This is a genomic window from Novosphingobium sp. MD-1 (assembly GCF_001014975.1).
Taxonomy (GTDB): Bacteria; Pseudomonadota; Alphaproteobacteria; order Sphingomonadales; family Sphingomonadaceae; genus Novosphingobium.
This window is the reverse complement of record NZ_BBXA01000029.1, coordinates 286,152-308,422: the sequence shown is the minus strand read 5'-3', so window position 1 is coordinate 308,422 and position 22,271 is coordinate 286,152. Positions and strand designations below refer to the sequence as shown.

Below are 22,271 nucleotides of genomic sequence, written 5' to 3'. Positions count from 1 at the left end.
ACACCGCGCGTTCCGCAGCATGGTTCCGCCAGAGCGACGGCAAGCCGCCCCCCCCCCAATTGTGCATCGCAAGAGGCATTACCCCTCTGTCCCCCTTGCCCCGCGCGCCGGTTTCGCTAATGACCGACTCGAATTGGAGCCAACCACGCGCAACGGGGACATTTTGATGGCGACCTTCTCGCTTCCGAAGAATTCCAAGATCACCGGAAAGTCCCGTCATCACGCGGCGGCGACCCAGGGGCGGATCCGGAAGTTCAAGGTCTATCGCTACGACCCCGACAGCGGCGAGAACCCCCGCTACGACACGTTCGAGATCGATCTGGACCAGTGCGGCCCGATGGTGCTCGACGCGCTGATCAAGATGAAGAGCGAGCAAGACCCGACGCTGACGTTCCGCCGGTCCTGCCGCGAGGGCATCTGCGGTTCGTGCGCGATGAACCTCAACGGCCGCAACGGCCTAGCCTGCACCACGGCGATCGAGGATCTCAAGGGCGATATCCGCATCACCCCGCTGCCGCACATGGAAGTGATCAAGGACCTTGTTCCCGATTTCACGCACTTCTACGCGCAGTACGCCTCGATCCGTCCCTGGCTGCAGACGGTTTCGCCCACGCCTTCGGGCAAGGAGCGCCTGCAGTCGCCGGAACAGCGCGAAAAGCTGGATGGCCTTTACGAATGCATCCTGTGCGCGTGCTGCTCCACCTCCTGCCCGAGCTACTGGTGGAATTCGGACAAGTTCCTTGGCCCGGCAATCCTGCTGCAGGCCTACCGCTGGCTGGCCGACAGCCGCGATGAAATGACCGGTGAACGGCTGGACGAGCTGGAAGACCCCTTCCGCCTCTACCGCTGCCACACGATCATGAACTGCGCCAACGTCTGCCCCAAGGGCCTGTCGCCGGCGCGCGCGATCGCCGAAATCAAGAAGATGCAGGCCGAGCGGGCGGTCTGACCCGCAGATGGCCTTCAGCTACGGGCCTTCGGACCAGCATCCCGGCTGGTTTACCTGGAACCTCGCGGACCCGACCCGGTTCAACGCCCAGACGATGGGCGACCTTGTGGTGCGCGAGGAAGAGGCGCCGGGCGGCAAGCGGCAGGTTCGCCTGCGCATGTTTCCCGAACGCCGCCACAGCAACCTGCTGGATGCGGTCCACGGTGGGGTCACGCTGGCGCTGATCGACATCTCGCTGTTTTCCGCGATGCGCCTGCTGCTGAACGGCGATGCGGCGGGTTCTGTCACGCTCGACCTCGCGACGCAGTTCATCGGCGCCGGCCGGATCGGCCAGCCGCTCGATTCGGTGTGCGAAGTCCTGCGCGAAACCGGCCGGCTCGTGTTCCTGCGCGGCCTGGTGGTGCAGGAAGACGAAACCGTCGCGTCCTTTACCGGCACGGTCCGCAAACCTTCGCGCAAATGATCCGCGTTTCGGAACGCTATGCCGAACTGGTCGCGGCGGGAGAACTGCGGCCCGATCCGGAACAGGCCGCCGCCGCCGCCAGGCTCGACCGACTCCAGCAGGAACTGGAAGCACCAGCGCACACGCCCGGCTTTTTCGGCAAGCTGCTGGGCCGCAAGGCGCAAGACCAGCCGCGCGGATTGTACATGTGGGGCGGCGTGGGGCGCGGCAAGTCCATGCTGATGGACCTGTTCCACGACAACCTTGCCATCACCGCCAAGCGCCGCTCGCACTTCCACGAATTCATGCTCGACGTGCACGCGCGCCTGCGCGAGGAGCGCAAGAAGGAAAGCGGCGATCCGATCATGCCGGTCGCCGCCGCGATCGGGCAGGAAACGCGCGTGCTGTGTTTCGACGAGATGGTCGTGAACAACAGTGCCGACGCCATGATCATGAGCCGGCTGTTCACCGCGCTGATCGTGGACCATGCCGTTACCGTGGTGACCACATCCAACCGCGCGCCGTCGGAACTGTACAAGGACGGGTTGAACCGCGAGCACTTCCTGCCGTTCATCGCGCTGGTCGAAAGCCGGCTGGACGTGCTGACGCTCAACGGCCCCACCGATTACCGGCTGGAGCGGATGCGCGGCGTCGGCACCTGGCATGTGCCCAACGGACCGGCCGCCACGGAGGCCACGCGCGAAGCGTTTTTCCGGCTGACCGACTATCCCCCCGAAGACAGCCTGCACGTTCCTTCCGCGGACATCGACGTGGGCGGCGGGAGAATGCTGCACGTGCCCAAGAGCCTGAAGGGCGTGGCCGTGTTCAGTTTCAAGCGGCTCTGCGCCGAAGCCCGCGGCGCCGCGGACTATCTGGCCATTGCCCGCAAGTACCACACCGTGATCATCGTCGGCATCCCGCGCCTGGGGCCGGAAAACCGCAACGAGGCCGCGCGCTTCGTCACGCTGATCGACGCGCTCTACGAACACAAGGTAAAGCTGATCGCCGCCGCGGATGCGGAACCGGCGGATCTTTACGAAAGCGGCGATGGTCGCTTCGAGTTTGATCGCACCATCAGCCGCCTGATGGAGATGCAAAGCCAGGACTATCTCGCGCTGGGACACGGCGAGAACTGACAACGCCTACTTGGCGAACCTGCCTGGCTCATGCCGACAGCGGCTGCCGCACTTTTGCGCCCCCAGCGACCCGATCCACCAATCCGCTGGCGCGAATCACCCAACAAAAAACCCGCGCGAAACCGCACGGGTTAACCAAAAAACTCAAAATCAATAACCCGGGCTCCACCAAAATCCGTGGAAATCAGAAAACCCAGGAATGACAGAAAACGGGCACTTCCTTGCGGAAATGCCCGTATTTTCAGTGCTTCAGATCAGCTGAAGCAGCCAACGCCAAATCGACATAGCTTTTGCCTCCATCCACGGTTGGAAGCAAAAATTATCATTAACGTCGAGGGTTAACAATCCCTAAACGATTCCGATCTGGATGTCGGCCGATCTGCGGTAGGTCTGGATGAAGTCCGCGAAGGATTGCGGTTTGCCGAGGTAGTACCCCTGCGCGTAGTCGCAGCCCAGCTCCATCAGAAGCTGAAGCGTCGCCTCGTCCTCGATCCCCTCGGCCACCACTTCCTGGTGAAGATCGTGCGCCAAGGCGATCGTATAGGCCACGATCGCGCGTTCACGCTCTGCCGTGGTGATTCGCGAAACGAACCGGCGGTCGATTTTCAACTCATCGCTCGGCAATTCGGCCAGGTAGGAAAGGCTCGCCTCGCCGGTGCCGAAATCGTCGATCGAAAGACGGAAGCCCAGTGCGCGCAATTGCGAAAGATTGTGACGTGCCGCCGGGCGGTTGTGGACACTGGAGGTTTCGGTGACCTCGATGGTCAGAAGCGAGGGATCGATCCCGCGCCGCTGCACCACCTCGGCGATGTTCGACACCAGGTTCGGCTTGTCGACCATCTGTGCCGAAAGGTTGATGCTCATCTGGAAACGCGGCCCCAGGGCGTTGATTTCCAGCGCGGCCGTAATCGCCTCTTCCAGAACCCAGAAGGTCAGCGCGTCGATCCGCCCTGCCCGCTCCGCCTGCAGGATGAAGGCATCGGGCGCAATCGGCCCGCGCGTGGGGTGGTTCCAGCGGATCAGGGCTTCCGCGCCGCAGAAGCGCTTTTCGGCAAAGTCCCACTGCGGCTGAAAGGCCAGCCAGATATCGCCGTTGCGCAGGCCTTCATCGATGCGCGCATGAAGCGAAAGTTCCCACGGCGCTTCGGCAAGGCGAGCCGCTTCGAACAGTTCGATCGACCGGCCGCTGGTCAGCGCCTCGTTGGCGCTCGCGAGCGCGGAATTGACGCGCGCAAGGGCATCCACGCCCTCGTTGCGGTCGAGACCGAAATGGATGTTGGTGTCGAACGTGTGCTCGCCGATCTGCAGCGGAGCCGAAAACAGCGCGCGCAACCCTTCAAGGTGGTTGAGCTGCATTTCCAGCGGCCGCGCTTCCTCGGTCCAGGCGAAATGACCGCCATCGCCGTTGTAGATCTCGCTGCGTCCCGAGCCGACGGACAGGCGGCGCGCGATCTGCCGCGCGCATTCCCCATGGAGTTCCTTGGGCAGCGTCGCGAGGATTTCCTCATAGCGCGCGATCACCGCGACCACCACGTCGCGCCCGACCTCGATTTGTTTCGAGGTGAGCGACAGAAGATTGGGCAGGCCCGACGCGCTCGTGTGCTGCACGCGACGGCGCCACTTCTGCCACAGGCGGATGCTGCCATAGATCGCCATCGTGGCGAGAAGCTGATCGGTGAAGCTGAGGATGCCAAATTCGACGAGAATGGCGGGCAGCACGAACGTGACGCCGCAGGCGGCGATATAGAACAACGCCTTTTCCCGACGCGATCGGGCATTCGCCGCCAGCGCGAGGCAGACCGCCAGCAGGCCCAGCAGCACAAGGCGAGGCAGCACGATGGCGAAAGGACGCCGCAAACCCTCCGACCCGGCGAAGGCCAGCGCGATGTCGGGCGTGCGACCGTGCCCGAAGTATCCGATCGGTCGGCCTGCCGTTCCGAAATCGCTGATGACGACGGTGCGGCCGGTCAGCAGGCCCGGCGCGAACTTGCCGTTGAGCAGCTTGCTGACAGGAAGCTGCGGCACCGAATCCGGATCGAGCGAGAAATCGGGAACATAGACCCCGCCCTCACGCCCGCGGATACCGGCAACCGCCGGGCCGACCGTGGGATAGGACTTGCCGTCGATCCGCACCGCATAGGGCGCGGTCGTGGCAAAATCGATGAAGTTCGCATTCCATTTGGAAATGGCAATGCGCGAACGCGGCACCACGGAGGAGGCAGGGAACAGGAACTCGCCGTGCGAATCCGCATCCACGCTGTTGTTGCGCAGAACCAGCGAGAAATCGTCCCCCAGTTCACCGATGGCACGCGCCAGCGCGCGATCGCCCCAGATCGACTGACCGGTATCGACGCGCGCGTCGAGCACGACCTTGCGCGGAACCTGCCGTCGCACCAGTTCGAGCAGCCGGGCCTGTTCCATCGTGGTCCAGCCGCTGCTCTTCGTCGATCCCGAACCCTGGTTATCCAGCGGGATAACGATAACCGGCTGCGAGATCGCGTGGCTCGACAGGCGATAGCGAACGTTCCAGTAGATCTGGTCCAACGGCTCGGCAATGAACACCAGGCTGCATATCAGCCCAATGAGCACCGAGATTGAAACTGGCGATCGCAGAAAGTTTCGCATGGACCGTCACGAAAAAGGTTACGATCGGCGTCTAATCCGAAATGGTTTATATGACATTACCATGGTTACCGCCCATCAACCAAATTGAACAGGCGGTGAAGCACGCTCCCGGCGATCGCACGGAAGCCCACGCCCTCCCGCGGCGGGGCGGATCAGGATAGCAGCGCCAGGCTGCGATCCAGCATCAGCACTTGCCACAGCAGGCGGGAATGGTCGGCGCGGCCCGCGATATGAGCCTCGGCGATATCGCGCAGCACAGGAGCACGGAACCAGCCCGTTCGCGCCAGCACGCCACCTTCTGCCACCGCCCTGGCCTCTCCGGCCAGCGGTCCGCGCAGCCATGCGGCGATCGGGGTGACGAAACCCATCTTGGGGCGAAACAGCACGTCTTCGGGCAGATAACGGCGCATCACGTCCTTCATCAGCCATTTGCCCGTCGCGCCGCGCACCCGCATGGCCTCGGGCAGCCGCGCGCCGAATTCCAGCAAGCGATGATCGAGCAGCGGCTCGCGCGCTTCAAGGCTGACCGCCATGCTCGTCCGGTCCACCTTGGTCAGAATGTCGCCGGGCAGATAGAACTTGAGATCGGCGTATTGCGCCCGGTCCAGCCCGGAACGCCCCGGCGCCCGGCGCATCATCTCCACAAAAGGCTGTTCGGCACGATAATCGCCCCGCAGCCGCAGGAAATCCTCGCCATACAGGCGTTCCCGCAGTTCGACCGGCGTGACGGAGAGCGATCGGGCATAGCCCTCCTCTCCGCTCCGCGCGAGATTGAGGAAGGTTGCCTTGGCCCGCAGCGGGCGTGGCGCCCAGTCCGCCTTGGGCCAGAGCCGCCCCAGCGTGCCGAACACCGGCGTTCGCAAGCCTTGCGGCAGCAGCGCCCGCACGGATTCCTCGCGATGCTGGAACACCTGCCGGCGGTATCCGGCGAAAGCTTCGTCCGCGCCATCGCCTGAAAGCGCCACGGTCACATGCTCGCGCGCAAGTTCGCAGACCCGGAACGTCGGCAGGGCGGAGGCATCGGCGAAAGGCTCGTCGAACATGCCCGCCAGCCGGTTGATCAGCGCGAAATCGTCCGACGCCACCACCCGCTTGCGGTGTTCGGTGCTGAACAGCGCGGCCACCTTGTCGGCATAGGCCGTCTCGTCCAGCGCCTGCACGTCGAAGCCGATGCTGCAGGTCTTCACCGGATCGGTGCTGGCTTCCGCCATCAGCGCCACGACGCTGGAACTGTCGACCCCGCCCGAAAGGAAGGCACCCAGCGGCACATCGGCCATCATGCGCGAGGTCACCGCCTCACGCAGGCGATGCAGCAGGTGCGCGCCCAGATCGGCGGTATTGCCCGGCTCCCGGTCGGCAAAGGAGATGTCCCACCACTGCACCGGGGCGGCCGGCGGGGCATCGTGCCGCAGCAGGCGGTAATGGCCCGCCGGCAGCTTTTCCACGCCCTTCAGGATGGACCGGTGATCCGGCACGTAACCCCAGGCGAGGTAGTCCTCAATCGCCAGCGGATCGATATCCCGCCGCAGCATGGGATGGGCCAGCAGGGCCTTCAGCTCCGAACCGAAGATCACGCTGCCATCGGCCAGTTGCGCGGTGAACAGCGGTTTCACGCCCAGCCGGTCGCGCGCCAGCAGCAGCGTCCGCTGCCGCAGGTCATAGAGCGCGAAGGCGAACATGCCGTGCAGGCGCGGCAGGCAATCGACGCCCCAGCGCTGCCACGCAGCCAGAATTACCTCGCTGTCGCCGTCAGTGTGGAACTGCGCGCCATCGGCCTGCAATTCGCGGCGCAATTCGCGGAAATTGTAAATCTCGCCGTTGAAGACGAGCATCGCCGAACCATCGGTGGCGGCCATCGGTTGAGGCGATCCCGCCAGATCGATGATCGCCAGCCGGCGGTGCCCCAGCGCCACGCCGGGAGCAGTCCATATCCCCTGCCCGTCTGGCCCGCGATGCGCAATGGCATCGCACATCCGCTCCAGCCGCGCCGGATCGACCGGCTTCATGCCCTCCGTGTGGAAAATGCCCGCGATGCCGCACATGCCTCCGCGCCTATCGCATGTTGCCGGTGCGGTCCATCCAGGTCGCTACCGGACCGGTAGCACCCAGGAACGCGCGAACGGCGGCTTCCGCCTGCCCATCGCTGCCTTCGGACGACACGATCAACGCGGCTGTGGGCCGGCGACGCAACAGCAGCCGGTCAGCGATGTTGGCCAGCTTGAGCCGCGCGTTGCTGCCGGTCAGCAGATCGCCGGTGCGATACCAGGTGAGCGCGAGGCGGTGGACCGGCCCCGGCGCCTGGATCACATCGGACTTCGCACCTTCCAGCGCCAGGCCCGGCTTTTCCCAGGCCCAGCTGCTGCCCAGCGGCAAGGCACCCTGCCCGAAGCCGCCAGCCTCCTTGCCTTCGGCCTGCCCGGCATAGAGCGCGTAGGACACCTCCACCCGATGGCCCTTCGCATCGGCGTAACTGCCCAGCAAGCGATGCTCGGCACCCGTGTGCAACGGCTGCCAGGGCGCGGCAGGCGCCATGTCTACCCGGTGCCAGCCCGGCACGTCGGGCAGCAGTATTTGCGCAGGGACGGGCGCTTCCAGCCGGTTGGCCATCGCCCCCCAGCCCATGAACAGCGCGGCGGTTCCCGCCAGCGCACCCAGCGCCCGGCCTTCGGGCCAGCGCAAGCGGGCCAGCCGGCCCAGCAGCGGAGAGGCCGCGATCGCATCCGCATCGATCATCGGATCATCGATCGCGCGGTCGAAGAACTTCCAGCCGGCGGCCATGACCAGCGCCATCACGATGGCGAAGAACACCCAGCCATAGAACACATGGTCGAAACCGGCGGCGAAGCCGATGCCGACCTTTCCGGCGATGAACACCGTGCCCCATGCGCGCACCCCGTTGGCCAGGATCGGCACCACCAACGCCATCGCCATGAACGCCGCACGGCGCGGCCAGCTGCGGAAGCAGACGTTGGCGACCAGCGTGCCATAGGCCACCATCGCGATCAGGAATTTCACGCCCGAACAGGCTTCGGCCACTTCGAAGTAGCCGCCCGGGGCGGTGATGAATACGCCGTCGATCGTGGCGGGGCCTCCCGCCACAGACAGCAGCAGCATCGTGATCCTGGCCGTCACGGTCTGCAGCGTCGGGATCATCTCGTCCCCGGCGGGCACCAGAAACAGCATGTAGAACAGCGGAAACGCCAGCGCCACGCCCACGCGCGGCCCCAGCAGCGTCAGCACGCTCGCCTGCAACATGACCACCACCGCCAGTTGCCGCGCCAGCGAAAAGCCGGAGAAATCGCCCAGCATCCACAGGAAGCACGCCCCGCCGAACGGCAGCAGCGCCGGCCACCAGGCGGAAGGCACGAGGCGCAGCAATCCGTCCGTCCGCAGCCAGACCAGCCAGCCGAGTATCAGCGGGATGAGCAGCGCGTGGTTGTAGGTCGAACTGTCCCACCATTGCAGCGCCATGTCGCGCCAATCGCCGGCGAACAGCGCGAACACGCCCAGCCATGCCGTGGCAACGAACAGCAACGGCCGCCGCCAGCTTTCCGGCACGGCCAAAACGAAACGCTGGATTGAGGACAAGGGCGCGGCATCAGGCCGCATGGCGATCCCCCCTGCGGTCCGCGCCCAGCAGGGCCGGCAGCGGGTCGAGCGCGCGGTCCCAGCCGCACCGGTCGACCACGAAGCGCCGCCCCGCCGCGCCCATGCTGCGCGCCAGCGCCGTATCCGCAAGCAGCGTCATCGTGTGCGTGGCGAAATCCTCCGGCCCGTCCGCGACCGCGAGGTCCTGCCCCACGCGCGCGGGAATACCGGTGGCCGCCGCGCGCGTCGCCAGCACGGGGCGCGCCATGGCCATCGCCTCCAGCACCTTGTTCTGCACCCCGCGTGCGATCAGCAGCGGCGCGACCACCAGATCGGCCCCGGCCAGCCACGGACGGACATCGGGCACCGTGCCGGTCACGCGGCATCCGTTGCGCCCGTGTAGCGCCTGCACCTCGGCCACGGGCGCGCGACCGACCACGTTGAATTCCGCCTGCGCAAAGCGTTCGCGCACGCGCGGCATGACCTGGCGCGCAAAGAATTCCACCGCCGCCACGTTTGGCGGATAGTCCATCTGGCCGGTGAAGACGATCTGCGGCCCGGCGCGCAGCATGTCCGGCGCGGGGACGATGCCCGACGGATCGTAGAACCGCCAGTCGATGCCGTTGGGCAGCGCCATCACCCGCGTACCGCGCCGATGCTGCAGGCGATCGCGGAACAGCGTGGCTTCCTCATCGGTCACCAACACGCTGGCGGTGGCGCGATGCGCGATCTTTTCCTCGAACCGGCGCAGGAGGTTCGCCTCGCGCCGGTACATCACCCGCACCGCTGGATTGCCTGCGCGCGCATAGGCTTCGAACTTGGCGGAATCGACATCCACAAAGTCCATCACCACCGGCCCGGTGAAATCCTCCGGAATGTATTGCGCCATCTGCCCGGAGAACACGAAGATCGCCGAGATCGGCCGGGTGGCCAGCGTTTCGCGCACGAAGCGGCGGATGGCCGGCGAGGAAAACGCGGTCAGGCTGACGGGCTTGCCCGTTGCCAGCGCCTGCGCGGCGGCTACGGGAACCGACTTGGTCCGCGCGACAAGGCACAGGCTGGCCGAAATCGCCGCCAGTTCCGGTTCGTGCGACCAGTCCGCCTCGTCATCGGCAAAGCACGCGACATGAACCGGCGCCAGCGCGCTGATCCGGCGCAGCATGTGGCACGAGCGGATCTTGTCGCCGCGATCGGGCGGAAACGGCATCCGGTGCGCCAGAAACAGGATTTCGCCCATGGCCGCTCCCGTCAGGCCAGCCCGGTCGCGATCAGCGGACCGAGCCGGTTCGCGATCGGCAGCGGCAGTTTCTGCCACGCGGCGATCTTGGCGCGATAGCGCGGGCTGAGCGGATTGACGTCGCGCGGAGGAACGCCATCGGCGGACCAAGTGGCATAGGACAGCGGCTCTGGCACGAAGCCCCAGTTGCGCTTGAAATGATAGGCGCCGCTGTCGGTCTTGGACCGGCCAAAATCGAACCGGTCGCAGCCCCGGCCGCGCGCGTGGTTCATCAGCGCGTAGTACATCACGTCGTTGGCGCGCAGCGCGCGCGCCGCGAACACGCCACCGCCCCAATAGGGCATGACCGCGCCGCGATGGTACAGGCTCAGCACGCTGGCGACCGGCTTGCCCTGGTGCAGCACCGTCAGGATATCCGCATCCGCAACGAAGAGGTCCATCACCGCATCGAACAGGCGCTTGGGGAATACCGGCGTGCCCAGGTTGCGCACGGATTCGGCATAGACCGCGTAGTGCATCGCGCGATCCGCCCCGGACCGGCCGACCCGCACTTCCAGATCGTTGCCCAATCCCTTGCGCACTTCCGCGCGCTGTTTGCGCGGAACGGCAAGCAACTGCGCCTCGTCGTCGGCAGCCAGCGGCAGGACGAAGCCGGCATGGCTATCCTGCTTGATGTGCCAGCCCGTGCCTTCGGGCATCAGGCCGCCGCGCAGCTCGATCGTGGGCGTGGACAGGCGGCGGGCCAGTTCGCGCGCGGCATCGAACAGCGCCGTGGCTTCGCCCGCATCGCCGATCAGCCCGCCGCCCACTGCGAACCCGGTCGAGACCAGCGCGCGGCCGAAAAGCGGGGAGTGCGCCGCGTGCAACGGCAGCATCGCGGTAATCGCGCCATCACGCTCGGCCAGCAGCAGGTGCGCGCGGTGCCCGGTGGCGCGCTCCACGGCGTCGATCCATTCCAGGCGGTGGAAGGCCGTGGCGGCGGGGTCTTCGGCCAGGAACCGCGCCATAGCCGGGCGGTCACCCGGATCGGCAAGGCGCACGCGGGCCGCCAGGAAGCGGAATGGCGCGTTCATGCCGCCTTCCCCAGTACGGGTTGCGCCGGCAGAGCCAGGGCCATCTGGCCTGCGGCCACCTCGTCCATGCGCCCCCAACGGAAATCGCGGATCAGCCGGTCCAGCTTGGCTGCCATGACCGTGAGGTTGGTATAGTGCCGCACCTTCGAGCGCAGCGGCGCGGAAGCGACGCGTGGCTGTTCCGGATCGATTTCCCACGGATGGAAATAGAACACGGCCGGCCGGCCATCCACGGTGTTAACCTGCCGGATCGCCCAGCGCGAAACGGTATAAGGCAGCAGGCGGAAGAAGCCGCCGCCGCCCGCCGCCATGCGCCGCCCGGCCACTTCGGCCGTCGTTACCGGGATCTCGATGAGGTCCGCACCCGCGACCGGACGGAAGGCGAAACGCGGCGCCTCGCGCCAGCCGTAGTGATCGTGCACGATCGGCGCGACGCTGGAAGAATAGGCATAGCCCTGCTCGGCCAGCACCTCGTGCGCCCAGGGCGTACGCGCGTCGATCGAGAAGCTGGGCGCGCGATAGCCGGTCACGCGCTGGCCGCCTGCATCTTCCAGCACCGCCCGCGCCCGCGCGATATCCTCGGCAAAGGCCTTGGCGCCCAGCGTGAACACGCGGGCATGGTCCCAGCCGTGGCTGGCGATCTCGTGCCCTTCATCGGCGATACGGCGGATCATCGCCGGATAGCGTTGCGCCACCCAACCCAGCGTGAAGAACGTGCCCTTCACCCCGGCATCGGCGAACATGCGCAGAATCACGTCGCAATTGCGCTCGACACGGCAGGAAAGGCCATCCCAGTCCCCGCGATCGATCACGGTTTCGAACGCGCCGACCTGGAACCAGTCCTCGACATCGACCGAAAGGCCGTTGCGCGGCGCCTGGTCGGGCCCTCTGCTGGGCCCTGAGCTGGGCCCTGAGCTAGGCCAGGTCATCGGCACGCTCCCTTCCTCAAGCCGCGAGGCGCGGCTTCTGTTCGCTTTCCAGCCATTCGATCAGCATGGTCAGGACATGGCGGATCGCCTGTTCCTGCTCGGCCAGCCGCGTTTCCAGCGCAGCGACGCGACCGTTGGCATCCGCCAGAGCGGCGGCGAGTTCATCGCGGGCCGGGTCTTCCGTCGTTGCGGCCGGGCGCAGTTCGGCAAGTTCGATCACGGCCTGCTGCAGTTCGGCGATCTGTTCGTCGCGGCTGGCCAGCGCCTGCTGGATCATGGACAGGTCGAACGCTGGCTGGGCATGCGCCTGGGGCGCGGCTTCGCCAACCGGCTGAACGCCGTGCTCCAGCGCTGGTTCGGGCGCGGCGAAGGAATCCATCACCGGCAATGCATCGGCCAGCGCCGGTTCGGCTGCGGGGGCCGGCCGCGCGGCGACGGCACCGCCCGCCGCATCGCGATCCAGGTCGGTCAGCACGTCCTTCAGCATGGCGCTGTCAATGCGCGGGGACTGCTCGATTGCCCCCATCAGCAGCAGGCGGCTGACGATCTGGTTGATCCGGCGCGGCACGCCACCGCTTGCGCGCGCCAGGTCGGCATAGACGCGCGGCTCGAACGCGGGATTGCCCGTCCAGCCCACACGCGCGAGGCGATGTTCGATATACGGCCCCACCTCGCCCGCTTCCATGGCATCGAGATGGTGCGAGGCGATCACGCGCTGGCGCAACTGTTCGAGTTCGGGCGATGTCTGCAGCAGCGTACGAAATTCCGGCTGCCCCAGCAGGAGCATCTGCAGCAGCGGATGCGCGCCAAGCTGGAAGTTCGACAGCATCCGCAATTCTTCGAGTGCGCCGATCGAAAGGTTCTGCGCCTCGTCCACCACCAGCAGACAGCGGCGGCCGGCACGGGCCTCTTCGTGCAGGAACACCTCGATCGCCGCGAGCGCGGACGCTTTGTCGTGCCCCGGCACATGCAGCCCGAACGCGCGCGCGGCCACGTGGATCAGTTCCTCGCCGTCGAGCTTGCTGGTGACGATCTGGCCGGCGGTCAGCCGCTGGCGGTCGATCGTCGCCATCAGGTGCGCGGCCAGCGTGGATTTGCCCGCGCCTACCTCACCGGTGATGACGATGAAGCCTTCGCCCTGCGCCAGACCATAACCGAGGTACGACAGCGCCTTGCGGTGCGTCGTGCTCTCGAAATAGAAATCCGGGTCCGGCGTGAGCTGGAAGGGACGTCCTGTCAGCCCATAGAACGTATCGTACATCGAAGCCCCCCGGGGGTTAGAAATTGTAGCGCAGGGCGATCCGGCCCGATGCGACGAGTTCATCCGGCGCCGCCTTGCGGCTGAAGCCATCGATCCCCACCGCCGCGCTGCCGACCAGACGATCGGTCAGGTTGCGGAAGTAGGAAGCGTTCGCGCCCACCGCGTTGCTCTTGGCATTGCCAGCCGAACCGCTGTTGTACCAGGCGCTGTACACGGCCACGGCGAAACTGGATCGCCGGTCGAGCCGGCCGGACACGCTGCCATCGACATACCAGCTTTCGTCCACCGTGCCATCCGCAAGGCCCAGCACGGTCCCGCGCGCGGCAATGAACTTGCGCCGCACATAGCCGGCGCCGATCCCCGCGCGCAGACGGCCCACGGTCATGCCGTAGGTCGCGTTGACGCCGCGGGCGCGGAACACCGACGACGACAGCGAGGCCAGCGCGCCGTTGACGCAGCCGCCGCCTGTCGAACCGATGCCGCAACCGCTGATGTTGCCGTTGAACGGATCACGGCCGACCTCGAAGTCGGTCGGCACGTCGCGCAGCGCATTGCCGAGCGAGGAGCCGAAGCCCGAAATGCCGTCATAGACCGAGATACCCAGCGCGCTGCGCGCATTGGGCGCATAGCTGAAGCTGCCGTAATAGGTCGTGCTGTCATACCGGCGGCCGACGAAGGCCGAAAGCGATGTGCGCCGGCTGGGCCGCCACATCACGCCGGCATCCCAGCTAAGGCCGCTGAAATCATAGGCGATGGCGCGCGGCTTGGACTTGTCGGTAACGAAGCGGCCGTTGCTGCCGATCACCGGCACGCCGTTGACATCATAGACCGCATCGCGGGCCGAAACCTGTACGTCCTGATACCCGACATCGCCCACCAGCGCGAGGCCCTGCGTCACCGGCAGGGTCACCTGCACGCCGGCGTTCAGTTCGCGATAGCGCTGGTCGAGGTTGGAAATGTCTTCCTGCGCATAACGGCCGCTGGCGGTCACGCCCACCGGTGCGATCACGCCGGGGCGTACGCCTGCCGAAAGCTGCGCCGATTGCGAAAGCGAATGATCGAAGATGTTGGAACTGGGCTGCCCGGCAACGGCGGTCACGCCGTTCTTGGTATCCACCTTGGTGTAGCCCACCATGTAGGAGCCGTTGACCGCCACGTCGCCGACATGGGTTGCCAGCGCCGGCCCGGCATAGGCCGAATAGATCTGGGTGGTCGCGCTGCTGGTGGCCACGGGGTTGAGGCTGCCCGCCCCGGTGGCATCCACGCGGGTCCGCGTCGCCAGGCCGCCGGCTTCCACCGACAGCGTACGGGGGATCAGATCATGCTTCACGCGAGCGAGGCCCGAGATCGTGTCGCCGTTGGCGGTATTGCCCTTTTCGGTGATGCGCCGTTCATAGCGGAAGGACACCGCCCCTTGCGTGTTGCGCCCGTTGAGCGCGACATCAACCCCGGCCGCAATCGCGGTATAAGTCAGCACATCGTCGCCCGGCTTCAGTTCGGCTAGCAGGTTCTGCGACACCTCGAGATAGGGCTGGATGGTGGTCCGCGCCCCGCCACCGGCGGAACGGATCGAGTGCCCGCCGCGTCCTTTCGCGCCGGCATCGCCGCCCGTGGCGCTTCCGCCCGAGGCATCATCGACGTTGCCGTAGTCAAGCTGCTGCGCAAGCGCTGGCGCACCATGAAGCGCCAGCAGCGCGACGGCACCGTACAGGGCGGATTGCGCACCCCGGCGCGAGGAAAAGCGGGCCATTATCATTCCTTGTACCCGTAATAAGAACCGAACCGCCGGCCCGTGGGCGAGAAGCGGGTGCAGTTGAGCAACAGCCGGATGTTCTCGCAGCCGGAAAGGATGTTCACGGCGTCGCGCAGCTCGGCTTCGCCGGTTTGGTCCGCGCGAACGACCATCATCGCCTGCCCCACGTGCATGGCCAGCTCCGAAGCCGGAGAGGCCGCCAGCGCTGGCGGGCTATCGAAGATGACGATGCGATTGGGTGCGTGCGCCGTCAGCCGGTCCAGCACCGTACGGGTGCGCGCGGACGCCAGGAATTCGGTGTCCGACCCGGTCGAATTGCCAGCCGGCAGCACGAACAGGCCCGGAATGTCCGTACCGAGGATGCAGTCCTCTACTCGCACGGACGGATCGGCCAGCGCGTCCATAAGGCCGGGGCCGCCGGGCAGGCCGAGCGCGGACAGCACGCTGGGCTTGGCGAAATCGGCATCGACCAGCAGGACCTCGTTGTCCTTTTCCGCCGCGATCGACAGCGCCAGATTGGTGGCGCAGAACGTCTTGCCCTCGCCCGGATGGGCGGAGCAGACGAGAATGCGCTCGCCATGCGGGGCACCACGCCCCGCGCGCGAATCCGCCGCCGTCAGCAGCAACTGGCGCTTGACGATGCGGAATTCCTCCAGCAGCTCCGTCACCGCGCCATCGGGTTCGATCAGGCACTGTTCGCGCAAGTGCAGGCGGTCGATGGGATGCAGCTTGCCCTTGAAGACCTGCTCCGCCGGGATACCGTCGAGCACGGGCTGCGCGTCCACCGGGGCAGGACGATCCACGGCCGCAGGCAGTGGTGGCACGGGCGCGAGGGGCGAAACGGGCGCAGCAACGGGCGGAGGCGCAGGCGTCTCCGCAGCCGGCGCGCCAGGGGTGGCGGGCACGGGAGCCTGCAACACCTTGCGGAAATCGAACGTCCCCGCAGCCCGCTCGATCAGCGATGGGCCGGTAGGCGGCAGCGGAATCTTGCTCTGGTCGGTCATCTTCAACCCCGCTTCCTCACGCCACCATGCCGCGCTTCATGAACTCGACCGCCAGCAGCACCACCAGCACGGCCACAAGGCCCGCGCTCGCGCCGGCAAACCATTTGAGGTGCCGGTTGCGCAACGCGCGCGCCTGGCGCGTCAGCGTCAGCGACACGGAACCCAGCACCGGCATCCCGGAGGCCCGTTCGAGCTGGCCGGTGGTGGTATAGGTCGATCGCAGTTGCGCCACCGCGAAAGCCGCGCCGCAGCCCGCTCCAAGGCCCACGATCAGCACTAGCATGAGCAGCAAGGGCCGATCCGGGGCCGTCGGCGCGCGCGGCGTGGACGGCGGATCGATCACGTCGAACTTCACCGCATCGTGTTCGGATTCCACCTGCCCGCGCAGGCGAAGCTGTTCGCGATCGCGCAGCAGCTTGTCGTACTGTTCCTTCAGCACGTCATAATCGCGATTGATCCGCGCCGCTTCGGCGGCGACCGCCGGTTCGCTGTATTGCTTACCGGTAAGCTGGCCGATTTCGCCCTGGAGCGATGCCTTGCGCGATTGCAGCGCCACCACGCTTGCCTCGCGATCCGCCTTGATAGACTGGAGCGAGGAATAGGCCGGGTTGGGCGTACCGCCGACGTGCCCCGTTTCCGATGCCGCCTGCCGGGAAAGGCTGGCGATCTGGCTCTTGAGCGCGATCACGTCGGGGTGGCTGTCGGTAAGGCCGCGCGCGCGCATCGAAGCGAGATCGGACTGCGCCTGTGCCAGCGCACCCTTGGCGCCGCCCGATACGCCGGGCACCATGATCGTCGGCGGCGTGCCCGAAAGCTGGCCGTTGATCGAGGCGAGCGCGCTCTGAGCCGCCAGCAGATCGGATTCGACGCCGCGCAGTTCGGAACGCGCGCTTTCCAGCTTCGCGCCCAGCGATCCGCTGCCGGGAATGAGATCGGTGTTCTTCGCCTCGAATTCCTGGCGCTTCTGCTCCGCGGTTTCGAGGTCCTTCTGCCGATCGGCCAGCTGCTGGTCCATGAAGGCCAGCGTGCTGCTCATCTCGCCACGGCCGCCGGCCAGGTTCTCCTCGCGGAAGATGTCGATCATCTTCTGCACGATGTCCTGCGCCAGCTTGGCGTTCTGCACGTCGGTATAGCCGCCGCTACCGGAGCTGGCCGAAATCTCGAACAGGTTGTCCTGCTGGCTGACCACCTTGATCCGCGCGCCCAGGCCCTGGACCGCCGATTCCATCTGCTTGTCGCTGGTGATCTTGTCGCCCAGCCGCGTCGCGCGGATGACCTTCTCGAGATTGACCGAGCTGGTCAGCGTCTGGCGCACGCGCTCGATATCGCGCTTGCCGTCGTTGCCCACGCCGATCTGGTCGGACAGCACATTGTCGGTCTGGACGAAGATGCGCGCTTTCGATTCGTAGCTGTTCGGCACCATCGCCACGAAGACCCACCCGACAAGGCAGACCAGCCAGGCGATACCCAGCGCCAGCCAGCGCCGGTGCCAGATGCCGTAAAGCGCGATGCGCACTTCTTCATAGATGTTGGTCATCGCCGGAAAGGCCCCCTGGTGCCGCCGCCGCTCAGAACGTGCTCTCGGGGATGATGATCACATCCCCGGGCATGAGCAGGACGTTGGCCTTGCTGTCCCCCTTGCGCAGCAGATCGCCCAGCTTGACGGCGTATTCCTTCTGCTTGCCGGTCTGCTTGTCGAAGCGGATCAGGCGGGCGCGATTGCCGGCGGCGTATTCCGAGAGGCCACCGACCGCGATCATCGCGTCCAGCAGCGTCATGTTGGCGCGATAGGGGATCGAGGCCGGCTTTTCCGTGGCCCCCACGATCCGCACCTGCTGGCTGAACGTGCCGGCGAATTTGTTGACGATGACCGAGACGATCGGCTCCTGGATGTACTGCGACAACTGGAGCTTGAGGTCTTCCGCCAGCATCGACGGCGTCTTGCCCACCGCCGGCATGTCGGTGATCAGCGGCGTGGTGATGCGCCCGTCCGGCCGCACCTGCACGCTGGCGCCGAGTTCGGGGTTTCGCCACACGAAGATCGTCAGTTCGTCGAGCGGACCGATCACGTATTCCTCGCCCGGCCCTTCCTGCAGCGAGACGAACGAGGCCGGCGGAAGCTGCGGCTTGCCGCCCGAACCCGCGCAGCCCGTCAGGGCAAGGCTTGCCATGGCGGTGCCGGCAAGCAGGCGGGTCAGACGCGTATCGATCGGCATGGACTGTCCTTTTCCGAGCCAGCGGCATCGCTTCCGCCGTCCCGCCAAGGGACGCGAAAGGCACCGCTATTCAGTGTCGGCTATCGCCAAAAAGGGTGAAGATACCGTTAGCCTTCACTGAACCGCGCCCGCGAAACAGCGGGAATTTGCGGCCAGTCCCGAAACGGCACGGATCGGGCGGACAGTATGAAAATCCGCTCCGTTACGGATTCATAAGAGGATTTCGGCCGCCGGCCCCTGCCCCAGGAACATCGCCGGGCTGGCGCTGGCGCCATAGGCCCCGGCACAGAAGATCGCCACCAGATCGCCCGGATGGGCGCGGGGAAAGCCGCCCTTGTCGGCCAGCCGGTCCAGCGGGGTACAGAGGCAGCCGACGATGCTCGCCTCTTCCTCCACCGGGGCACCGAACCGCGTGGCGATGGCGCTGGGATAGTTGCGCCGCACCACCGTGCCGAAGTTGCCGCTGGCGGCAAGCTGGTGATGCAGCCCGCCATCGGTAACCAGATAGATCTCGCCGTGGCTTTCCTTGCGGTCGACGATGCGGGTCAGATAGACCCCCGCCTCGCCCACCAGATAGCGGCCCAGCTCGATGCAGAAGTGCGTGTCGGCGAGCACCGCCGGCAGGTCCGCGAAGCGTTCGGCCAGCGCCGCGCCCACGGCCGCAACGTCCACCGGCTCGTCGCCCGGGAAATAGGGAATGCCCATGCCGCCGCCCAGGTTGCACTTGGGCAGCGGTGCGCCGCTTTCCTCCGCCAGCCGCGCCGCCAGCTGCAGCGTCTGCGCCTGGGTATCGGCGATGGCGGCGGCATCAAGCGCCTGACTTCCCGCGAAAATATGGAAACCGCGCCATTCCGCGCCCGCCGCGATCAGGCGGCGCGCCAGCGCCGGCACGCGCTCCGCATCGATCCCGAACGGCTTGGCCCCGCCGCCCATCTTCATGCCCGATCCCTTGAGATCGAAATCGGGATTGACGCGGATGGCAAGGCGCGGCGTCCGCCCCAGCCGCTCGGCGATGGCCAGGGCGCGCTCTGCCTCGCCTTCCGATTCGAGGTTGAGCGTCACGCCCCTCGCAATCGCCGCCTCCAGTTCGGCATCGCGCTTGCCCGGCCCGGCGAAGCTCACCAGCGCCAGGTCGATGCCGGCCGCCTCCACCATCGCCAGTTCGCCGCCCGACGCGATATCGAATCCATCGACCAGCCCGGCCATGTGCGCGAGCAGCGGCCCGAACGGATTGGCCTTCACCGCATAGTGGATCGCCAGCCGCTCCGGCATCGCGGCGCGCAACCCGGCCATCTTCCGGTCGAGCAATTCGCGCGCATAGACGAACAGCGGGGTATTCCCCGCGTCCGCCGCAAGATCGCTCGCCTTGCGACCAGCGATGGCCAGTTCCCCGTCGATCGCGGCGAAACCGGGCGGGATGGGGCCGAGCGGCTTCATGCGTTATCTCCGCCCGCGAGTTCGGCGGCCAGCGCCACGCGGTCCAGCTTGCCGTTGGGGCTGACCGGCATGTCCGCCCGCCAGTGGACGTGGCGCGGCACCATGAAATTGGGCAGCGCGCGGGTCAGCGCGGGCAGCAGTTCCGCCTCGGCTTTCTCCGGCGCCACGGCGGGCCGGGCGACAAGATGGATCGCGTGCCCCAGGTGCGGATCGGGCAGGCCCAGCGCGACGGCTTCGGCGACCAGGCCAGTGGCCACCGCCGCTTCCTCCACTTCCTGCGGGCTGACACGGTTGCCCGAGGTCTTGATCATGGCATCGCGCCGCCCCACGAAATGCAGCAGCCCTTCGGCGTCGCGCCGCACGCGGTCGCCCGACCAGACCGCCATGCCGCCAAGCGCGGAGAACGCCGGCGCGGGGCGAAAGCGTTCGGCGGTGCGTACGGTGTCCTGCCAATAGCCCTGCGCCACCAACGGCCCGGCGTGCACCAGTTCGCCTTCCTCATCCGGCGCGGCTTCGGCGCCGCTGTCGGCCACGACCATGATCTCGGCAAAGGGAATCGCCCGTCCGATCGAGGTGGGGTGACGATCGACCAGATCGGGATCGAGATAGGTGGAACGGAACGCCTCGGTCAGCCCGTACATCGGATAGAGCCGCGCTTCGGGGAACGTGCCGCGCAAGGCGCGCACCAGCGAGGGCGTCAGCGCGCCACCGCTGTTGGTCAGCCGGCGCAGTTGCCGGGCGGCGTCTTCGGGCCAGTCCTGCTCCACCAGTTGCAGCCACAGCGGCGGAACCGCGGCAATGCTGGTCACGCCATCGCGCGCCACGGCCTTCACCACATCGCGCGGGGTCAGGTAATCGAGCGGCACCACCGCGCCCCCGGCGTACCACGTCGAAAGCAGCTGGTTCTGGCCGTAATCGAACGCGAAGGGCAGCACCGCCAGCACGCGGTCTGCCGCCGTCACCTTCAGGTAATACGCCACGCTGACCGCCCCCAGCCACAGGTTCGCATGGCTGAGCACCACACCCTTGGGCCGGCCGGTCGATCCGCTGGTGTAGAGAATCGCCGCCAGATCGTCGGACATGGCCTGGCTCGGTGGCAGCGGATCGGCCTCCCCGGCAAGACCCGCGCGCACGCCGGCTTCCTCGCACAGCGCGGCCTGCCCGGCATCGCCCGGCTCCAGCGTATCGAGCCGCGCCGTGTTGGAAATCATCAGCCGCGCGCCGCTGTCGGCCAGGATATGCGCCACCTGCGCCCGCTTGAGCAGCGGGTTCACAGGAACGTGCACCAGCCCGGCGCGCACCGCCGCCAGCGGCATAAGGCACGCCAGTTCGGTCTTGGCCAGCCATGTCGCCACCCGCGCGCCCTTTTCCGGCACCTGCCGGGCGAGCCATGCAGCAAGCCGGCCTACACGGTCATTTAACGCCTGGAAGCTAAGGGTCTCGTTCCGCAGGACCAGCGCCGGAGCTTCCGGCGCGCCGCGCAACGGCAGATGGTCCAGCGGATGAACGGTAGGATCGGGATCGGCGGACACGCGGCTTTCGGACCTTCGCAACGGGGAATTCGGTTCTTGGGCGCCATCGTCTATCACGCCAGTCTTAACGAAGCGCAAGAAGACGCCGCGCTTTCGCGCCTGCTCGGGCGCGAGATGCAGCACGCGCCGTTCGACCGGCTGGACTGGTACGCGCTGCTGGCGCGCGAATGCCTCGATCCCGCGCGCTGCTTCCTGGCAACCGCCAGCGATGGGGACGAACGCGCGGTGCTGCCGGTGCGCCAGACCGCGCCGGGCACGCTGGAACCGCTCGGCAACTGGTACAGCTTCTTCACCCGCGCGCGCTGGACCGATCAGGGCGTCGCGCTGCTCGAAGGCATCGCGCGCGACCTGTCACGCACGCACGACGGCATCGTGCTGTCACCGCTGCCCGAGGAAGACGTGGCGCCGCTGACCGCCGCGTTCCGCAAGGCGGGCTGGCTGGCTTTCGCGACGCCCTGCGATACCAACCATATCCTGCCGGTCGATGGCCGCAGCTTTGCCGAATACTGGGCCGCCCGCCCCGGCCGCCTGCGCGAAACCGTGCGCCGCAAGGGCAAGAAGGGGGTAGTCGATCTACGCATCGCCACCGCGTTCAACGAAGCGGACTGGGCCGCCTATGAAACAATCTATCGGCTGAGCTGGAAGCCGGAAGAAGGCAGCCCCGCCTTCCTGCGCCGCTTCGCCGAAGCCGAAAGCGCGGCCGGCAATCTGCGGCTGGGCATCGCCACGATCGACGGCAAGCCTGTGGCCGCGCAGTTCTGGACGGTGGAAGGCGGCACCGCCTTCATTCACAAGCTGGCGCACGATGAAAGCGCCAAGGCCCATTCGCCCGGCACGCTGCTGACCGCCGCGCTGTTCGAACACGTGATCGATCGCGACCGCGTGCGCGAAGTGGACTTCGGCACCGGCGACGATCCCTACAAGCGCGACTGGATGGAAAGCACCCGCACGCGCTGGCAGGTGGCGTTCTACCGTCCGCTCGCTCCGCGCCGCTGGCCGGCCATCGCCAAGGCGCTCGTGCGCGGCGGGCGGACGTAACGCCCCTTGCTCCGGACTCCCGCGCTGGCTAGACGCCGCGAAAACCATGAT

The 22,271-nt window shown here is 66.9% G+C and carries 17 protein-coding genes; 4 read left to right on the top strand and 13 right to left on the bottom strand.

Annotated elements, in window-relative coordinates; genetic code table 11:
• Positions 1-166: 166 nt before the first annotated feature.
• The 3 genes from NMD1_RS12875 to zapE are packed head-to-tail and all read left to right on the top strand — an operon-like array spanning position 167 to position 2,527.
• The gene (locus NMD1_RS12875; protein WP_124807940.1) at positions 167-949 is read left to right on the top strand and encodes a succinate dehydrogenase iron-sulfur subunit; all 783 of its coding nucleotides are present in this window, start codon (positions 167-169) and stop codon (positions 947-949) included.
• Between the two features lie 7 nt (positions 950-956).
• Positions 957-1,412, top strand: a complete 456-nt coding sequence (locus tag NMD1_RS12870; RefSeq protein ID WP_125955054.1) for a PaaI family thioesterase — start codon at positions 957-959, stop codon at positions 1,410-1,412.
• Positions 1,409-2,527 carry a cell division protein ZapE gene (gene zapE / locus NMD1_RS12865; protein ID WP_125955053.1) on the top strand — a complete coding sequence of 373 codons (1,119 nt, stop codon included), beginning with the start codon at positions 1,409-1,411 and terminating at the stop codon, positions 2,525-2,527. The genes NMD1_RS12870 and zapE overlap by 4 nt, the downstream gene beginning before the upstream one ends.
• 348 nt (positions 2,528-2,875) lie before the next feature.
• Here zapE and NMD1_RS21560 read toward each other — a convergent pair whose 3' ends face one another.
• From NMD1_RS21560 to NMD1_RS12800, 13 genes are all read right to left on the bottom strand, one after another.
• Complete coding sequence (locus NMD1_RS21560; RefSeq protein ID WP_233497606.1) at positions 2,876-5,089, bottom strand: EAL domain-containing protein; 2,214 nt, start codon at positions 5,087-5,089, stop codon at positions 2,876-2,878.
• A gap of 215 nt (positions 5,090-5,304) precedes the next feature.
• The gene (locus tag NMD1_RS12855) at positions 5,305-7,194 is read right to left on the bottom strand and encodes an XrtA/PEP-CTERM system amidotransferase (RefSeq protein ID WP_125955052.1); all 1,890 of its coding nucleotides are present in this window, start codon (positions 7,192-7,194) and stop codon (positions 5,305-5,307) included.
• A 10-nt stretch (positions 7,195-7,204) separates the two neighbouring features.
• Positions 7,205-8,761, bottom strand: a complete 1,557-nt coding sequence (xrtA, locus tag NMD1_RS12850; protein WP_125955051.1) for an exosortase A — start codon at positions 8,759-8,761, stop codon at positions 7,205-7,207.
• Positions 8,751-10,055, bottom strand: coding sequence for a TIGR03087 family PEP-CTERM/XrtA system glycosyltransferase (locus NMD1_RS12845; RefSeq protein ID WP_233497603.1), 1,305 nt, complete (start codon positions 10,053-10,055; stop codon positions 8,751-8,753). The genes xrtA and NMD1_RS12845 overlap by 11 nt, the downstream gene beginning before the upstream one ends.
• Positions 9,989-11,050, bottom strand: coding sequence for a FemAB family XrtA/PEP-CTERM system-associated protein (locus NMD1_RS12840; RefSeq protein WP_125955050.1), 1,062 nt, complete (start codon positions 11,048-11,050; stop codon positions 9,989-9,991). Before NMD1_RS12840 ends, NMD1_RS12845 begins: the two co-directional genes overlap by 67 nt.
• Positions 11,047-11,979, bottom strand: a complete 933-nt coding sequence (locus tag NMD1_RS12835; protein WP_125955049.1) for an XrtA system polysaccharide deacetylase — start codon at positions 11,977-11,979, stop codon at positions 11,047-11,049. The genes NMD1_RS12840 and NMD1_RS12835 overlap by 4 nt, the downstream gene beginning before the upstream one ends.
• A gap of 16 nt (positions 11,980-11,995) precedes the next feature.
• On the bottom strand, positions 11,996-13,240 hold the full coding sequence (locus NMD1_RS12830) for an XrtA/PEP-CTERM system-associated ATPase (RefSeq protein ID WP_125955048.1): 1,245 nt from the start codon (positions 13,238-13,240) through the stop codon (positions 11,996-11,998).
• Positions 13,241-13,256: 16 nt separating this feature from the next.
• A complete protein-coding gene (locus NMD1_RS12825; RefSeq protein WP_125955047.1) occupies positions 13,257-14,990 on the bottom strand; it encodes a preprotein translocase subunit YajC in 1,734 nt (577 codons plus the stop codon).
• A 2-nt stretch (positions 14,991-14,992) separates the two neighbouring features.
• Entirely contained in the window at positions 14,993-15,997 is a 1,005-nt protein-coding gene (locus tag NMD1_RS12820; RefSeq protein WP_125955046.1) for an AAA family ATPase, read from the bottom strand.
• Positions 15,998-16,013: 16 nt separating this feature from the next.
• The gene (locus NMD1_RS12815) at positions 16,014-17,534 is read right to left on the bottom strand and encodes an XrtA system polysaccharide chain length determinant (RefSeq protein ID WP_125955045.1); all 1,521 of its coding nucleotides are present in this window, start codon (positions 17,532-17,534) and stop codon (positions 16,014-16,016) included.
• Positions 17,535-17,565: 31 nt separating this feature from the next.
• Positions 17,566-18,213, bottom strand: coding sequence for an XrtA/PEP-CTERM system exopolysaccharide export protein (locus NMD1_RS12810; protein WP_124807951.1), 648 nt, complete (start codon positions 18,211-18,213; stop codon positions 17,566-17,568).
• Between the two features lie 210 nt (positions 18,214-18,423).
• A complete protein-coding gene (locus NMD1_RS12805) occupies positions 18,424-19,650 on the bottom strand; it encodes a pyridoxal-dependent decarboxylase, exosortase A system-associated (RefSeq protein ID WP_125955044.1) in 1,227 nt (408 codons plus the stop codon).
• Complete coding sequence (locus tag NMD1_RS12800) at positions 19,647-21,182, bottom strand: acyl-CoA ligase (AMP-forming), exosortase A system-associated (protein WP_125955043.1); 1,536 nt, start codon at positions 21,180-21,182, stop codon at positions 19,647-19,649. Before NMD1_RS12800 ends, NMD1_RS12805 begins: the two co-directional genes overlap by 4 nt.
• A gap of 36 nt (positions 21,183-21,218) precedes the next feature.
• Here NMD1_RS12800 and NMD1_RS12795 point away from each other — a divergent pair, with 36 nt between their 5' ends.
• Entirely contained in the window at positions 21,219-22,220 is a 1,002-nt protein-coding gene (locus NMD1_RS12795) for a GNAT family N-acetyltransferase (protein ID WP_233497600.1), read from the top strand.
• Positions 22,221-22,271 lie beyond the last annotated feature (51 nt).

What these genes read in the sequence shown, in the direction of transcription:
- NMD1_RS12835 (WP_125955049.1), bottom strand. Translation starts at nt 11,979, where the DNA reads ATGACCTGGCCTAGCTCAGGGCCCAGCTCAGGGCCCAGCAGAGGGCCC.
- NMD1_RS12820 (WP_125955046.1), bottom strand. Translation starts at nt 15,997, where the DNA reads ATGACCGACCAGAGCAAGATTCCGCTGCCGCCTACCGGCCCATCGCTG.
- NMD1_RS12805 (WP_125955044.1), bottom strand. Translation starts at nt 19,650, where the DNA reads ATGAAGCCGCTCGGCCCCATCCCGCCCGGTTTCGCCGCGATCGACGGG.
- NMD1_RS12870 (WP_125955054.1), top strand. Translation starts at nt 957, where the DNA reads ATGGCCTTCAGCTACGGGCCTTCGGACCAGCATCCCGGCTGGTTTACC.
- xrtA (WP_125955051.1), bottom strand. Translation starts at nt 8,761, where the DNA reads ATGCGGCCTGATGCCGCGCCCTTGTCCTCAATCCAGCGTTTCGTTTTG.
- NMD1_RS12825 (WP_125955047.1), bottom strand. Translation starts at nt 14,990, where the DNA reads ATGGCCCGCTTTTCCTCGCGCCGGGGTGCGCAATCCGCCCTGTACGGT.
- NMD1_RS12815 (WP_125955045.1), bottom strand. Translation starts at nt 17,534, where the DNA reads ATGACCAACATCTATGAAGAAGTGCGCATCGCGCTTTACGGCATCTGG.
- NMD1_RS12840 (WP_125955050.1), bottom strand. Translation starts at nt 11,050, where the DNA reads ATGAACGCGCCATTCCGCTTCCTGGCGGCCCGCGTGCGCCTTGCCGAT.
- NMD1_RS12875 (WP_124807940.1), top strand. Translation starts at nt 167, where the DNA reads ATGGCGACCTTCTCGCTTCCGAAGAATTCCAAGATCACCGGAAAGTCC.
- zapE (WP_125955053.1), top strand. Translation starts at nt 1,409, where the DNA reads ATGATCCGCGTTTCGGAACGCTATGCCGAACTGGTCGCGGCGGGAGAA.
- NMD1_RS12855 (WP_125955052.1), bottom strand. Translation starts at nt 7,194, where the DNA reads ATGTGCGGCATCGCGGGCATTTTCCACACGGAGGGCATGAAGCCGGTC.
- NMD1_RS12830 (WP_125955048.1), bottom strand. Translation starts at nt 13,240, where the DNA reads ATGTACGATACGTTCTATGGGCTGACAGGACGTCCCTTCCAGCTCACG.
- NMD1_RS12810 (WP_124807951.1), bottom strand. Translation starts at nt 18,213, where the DNA reads ATGCCGATCGATACGCGTCTGACCCGCCTGCTTGCCGGCACCGCCATG.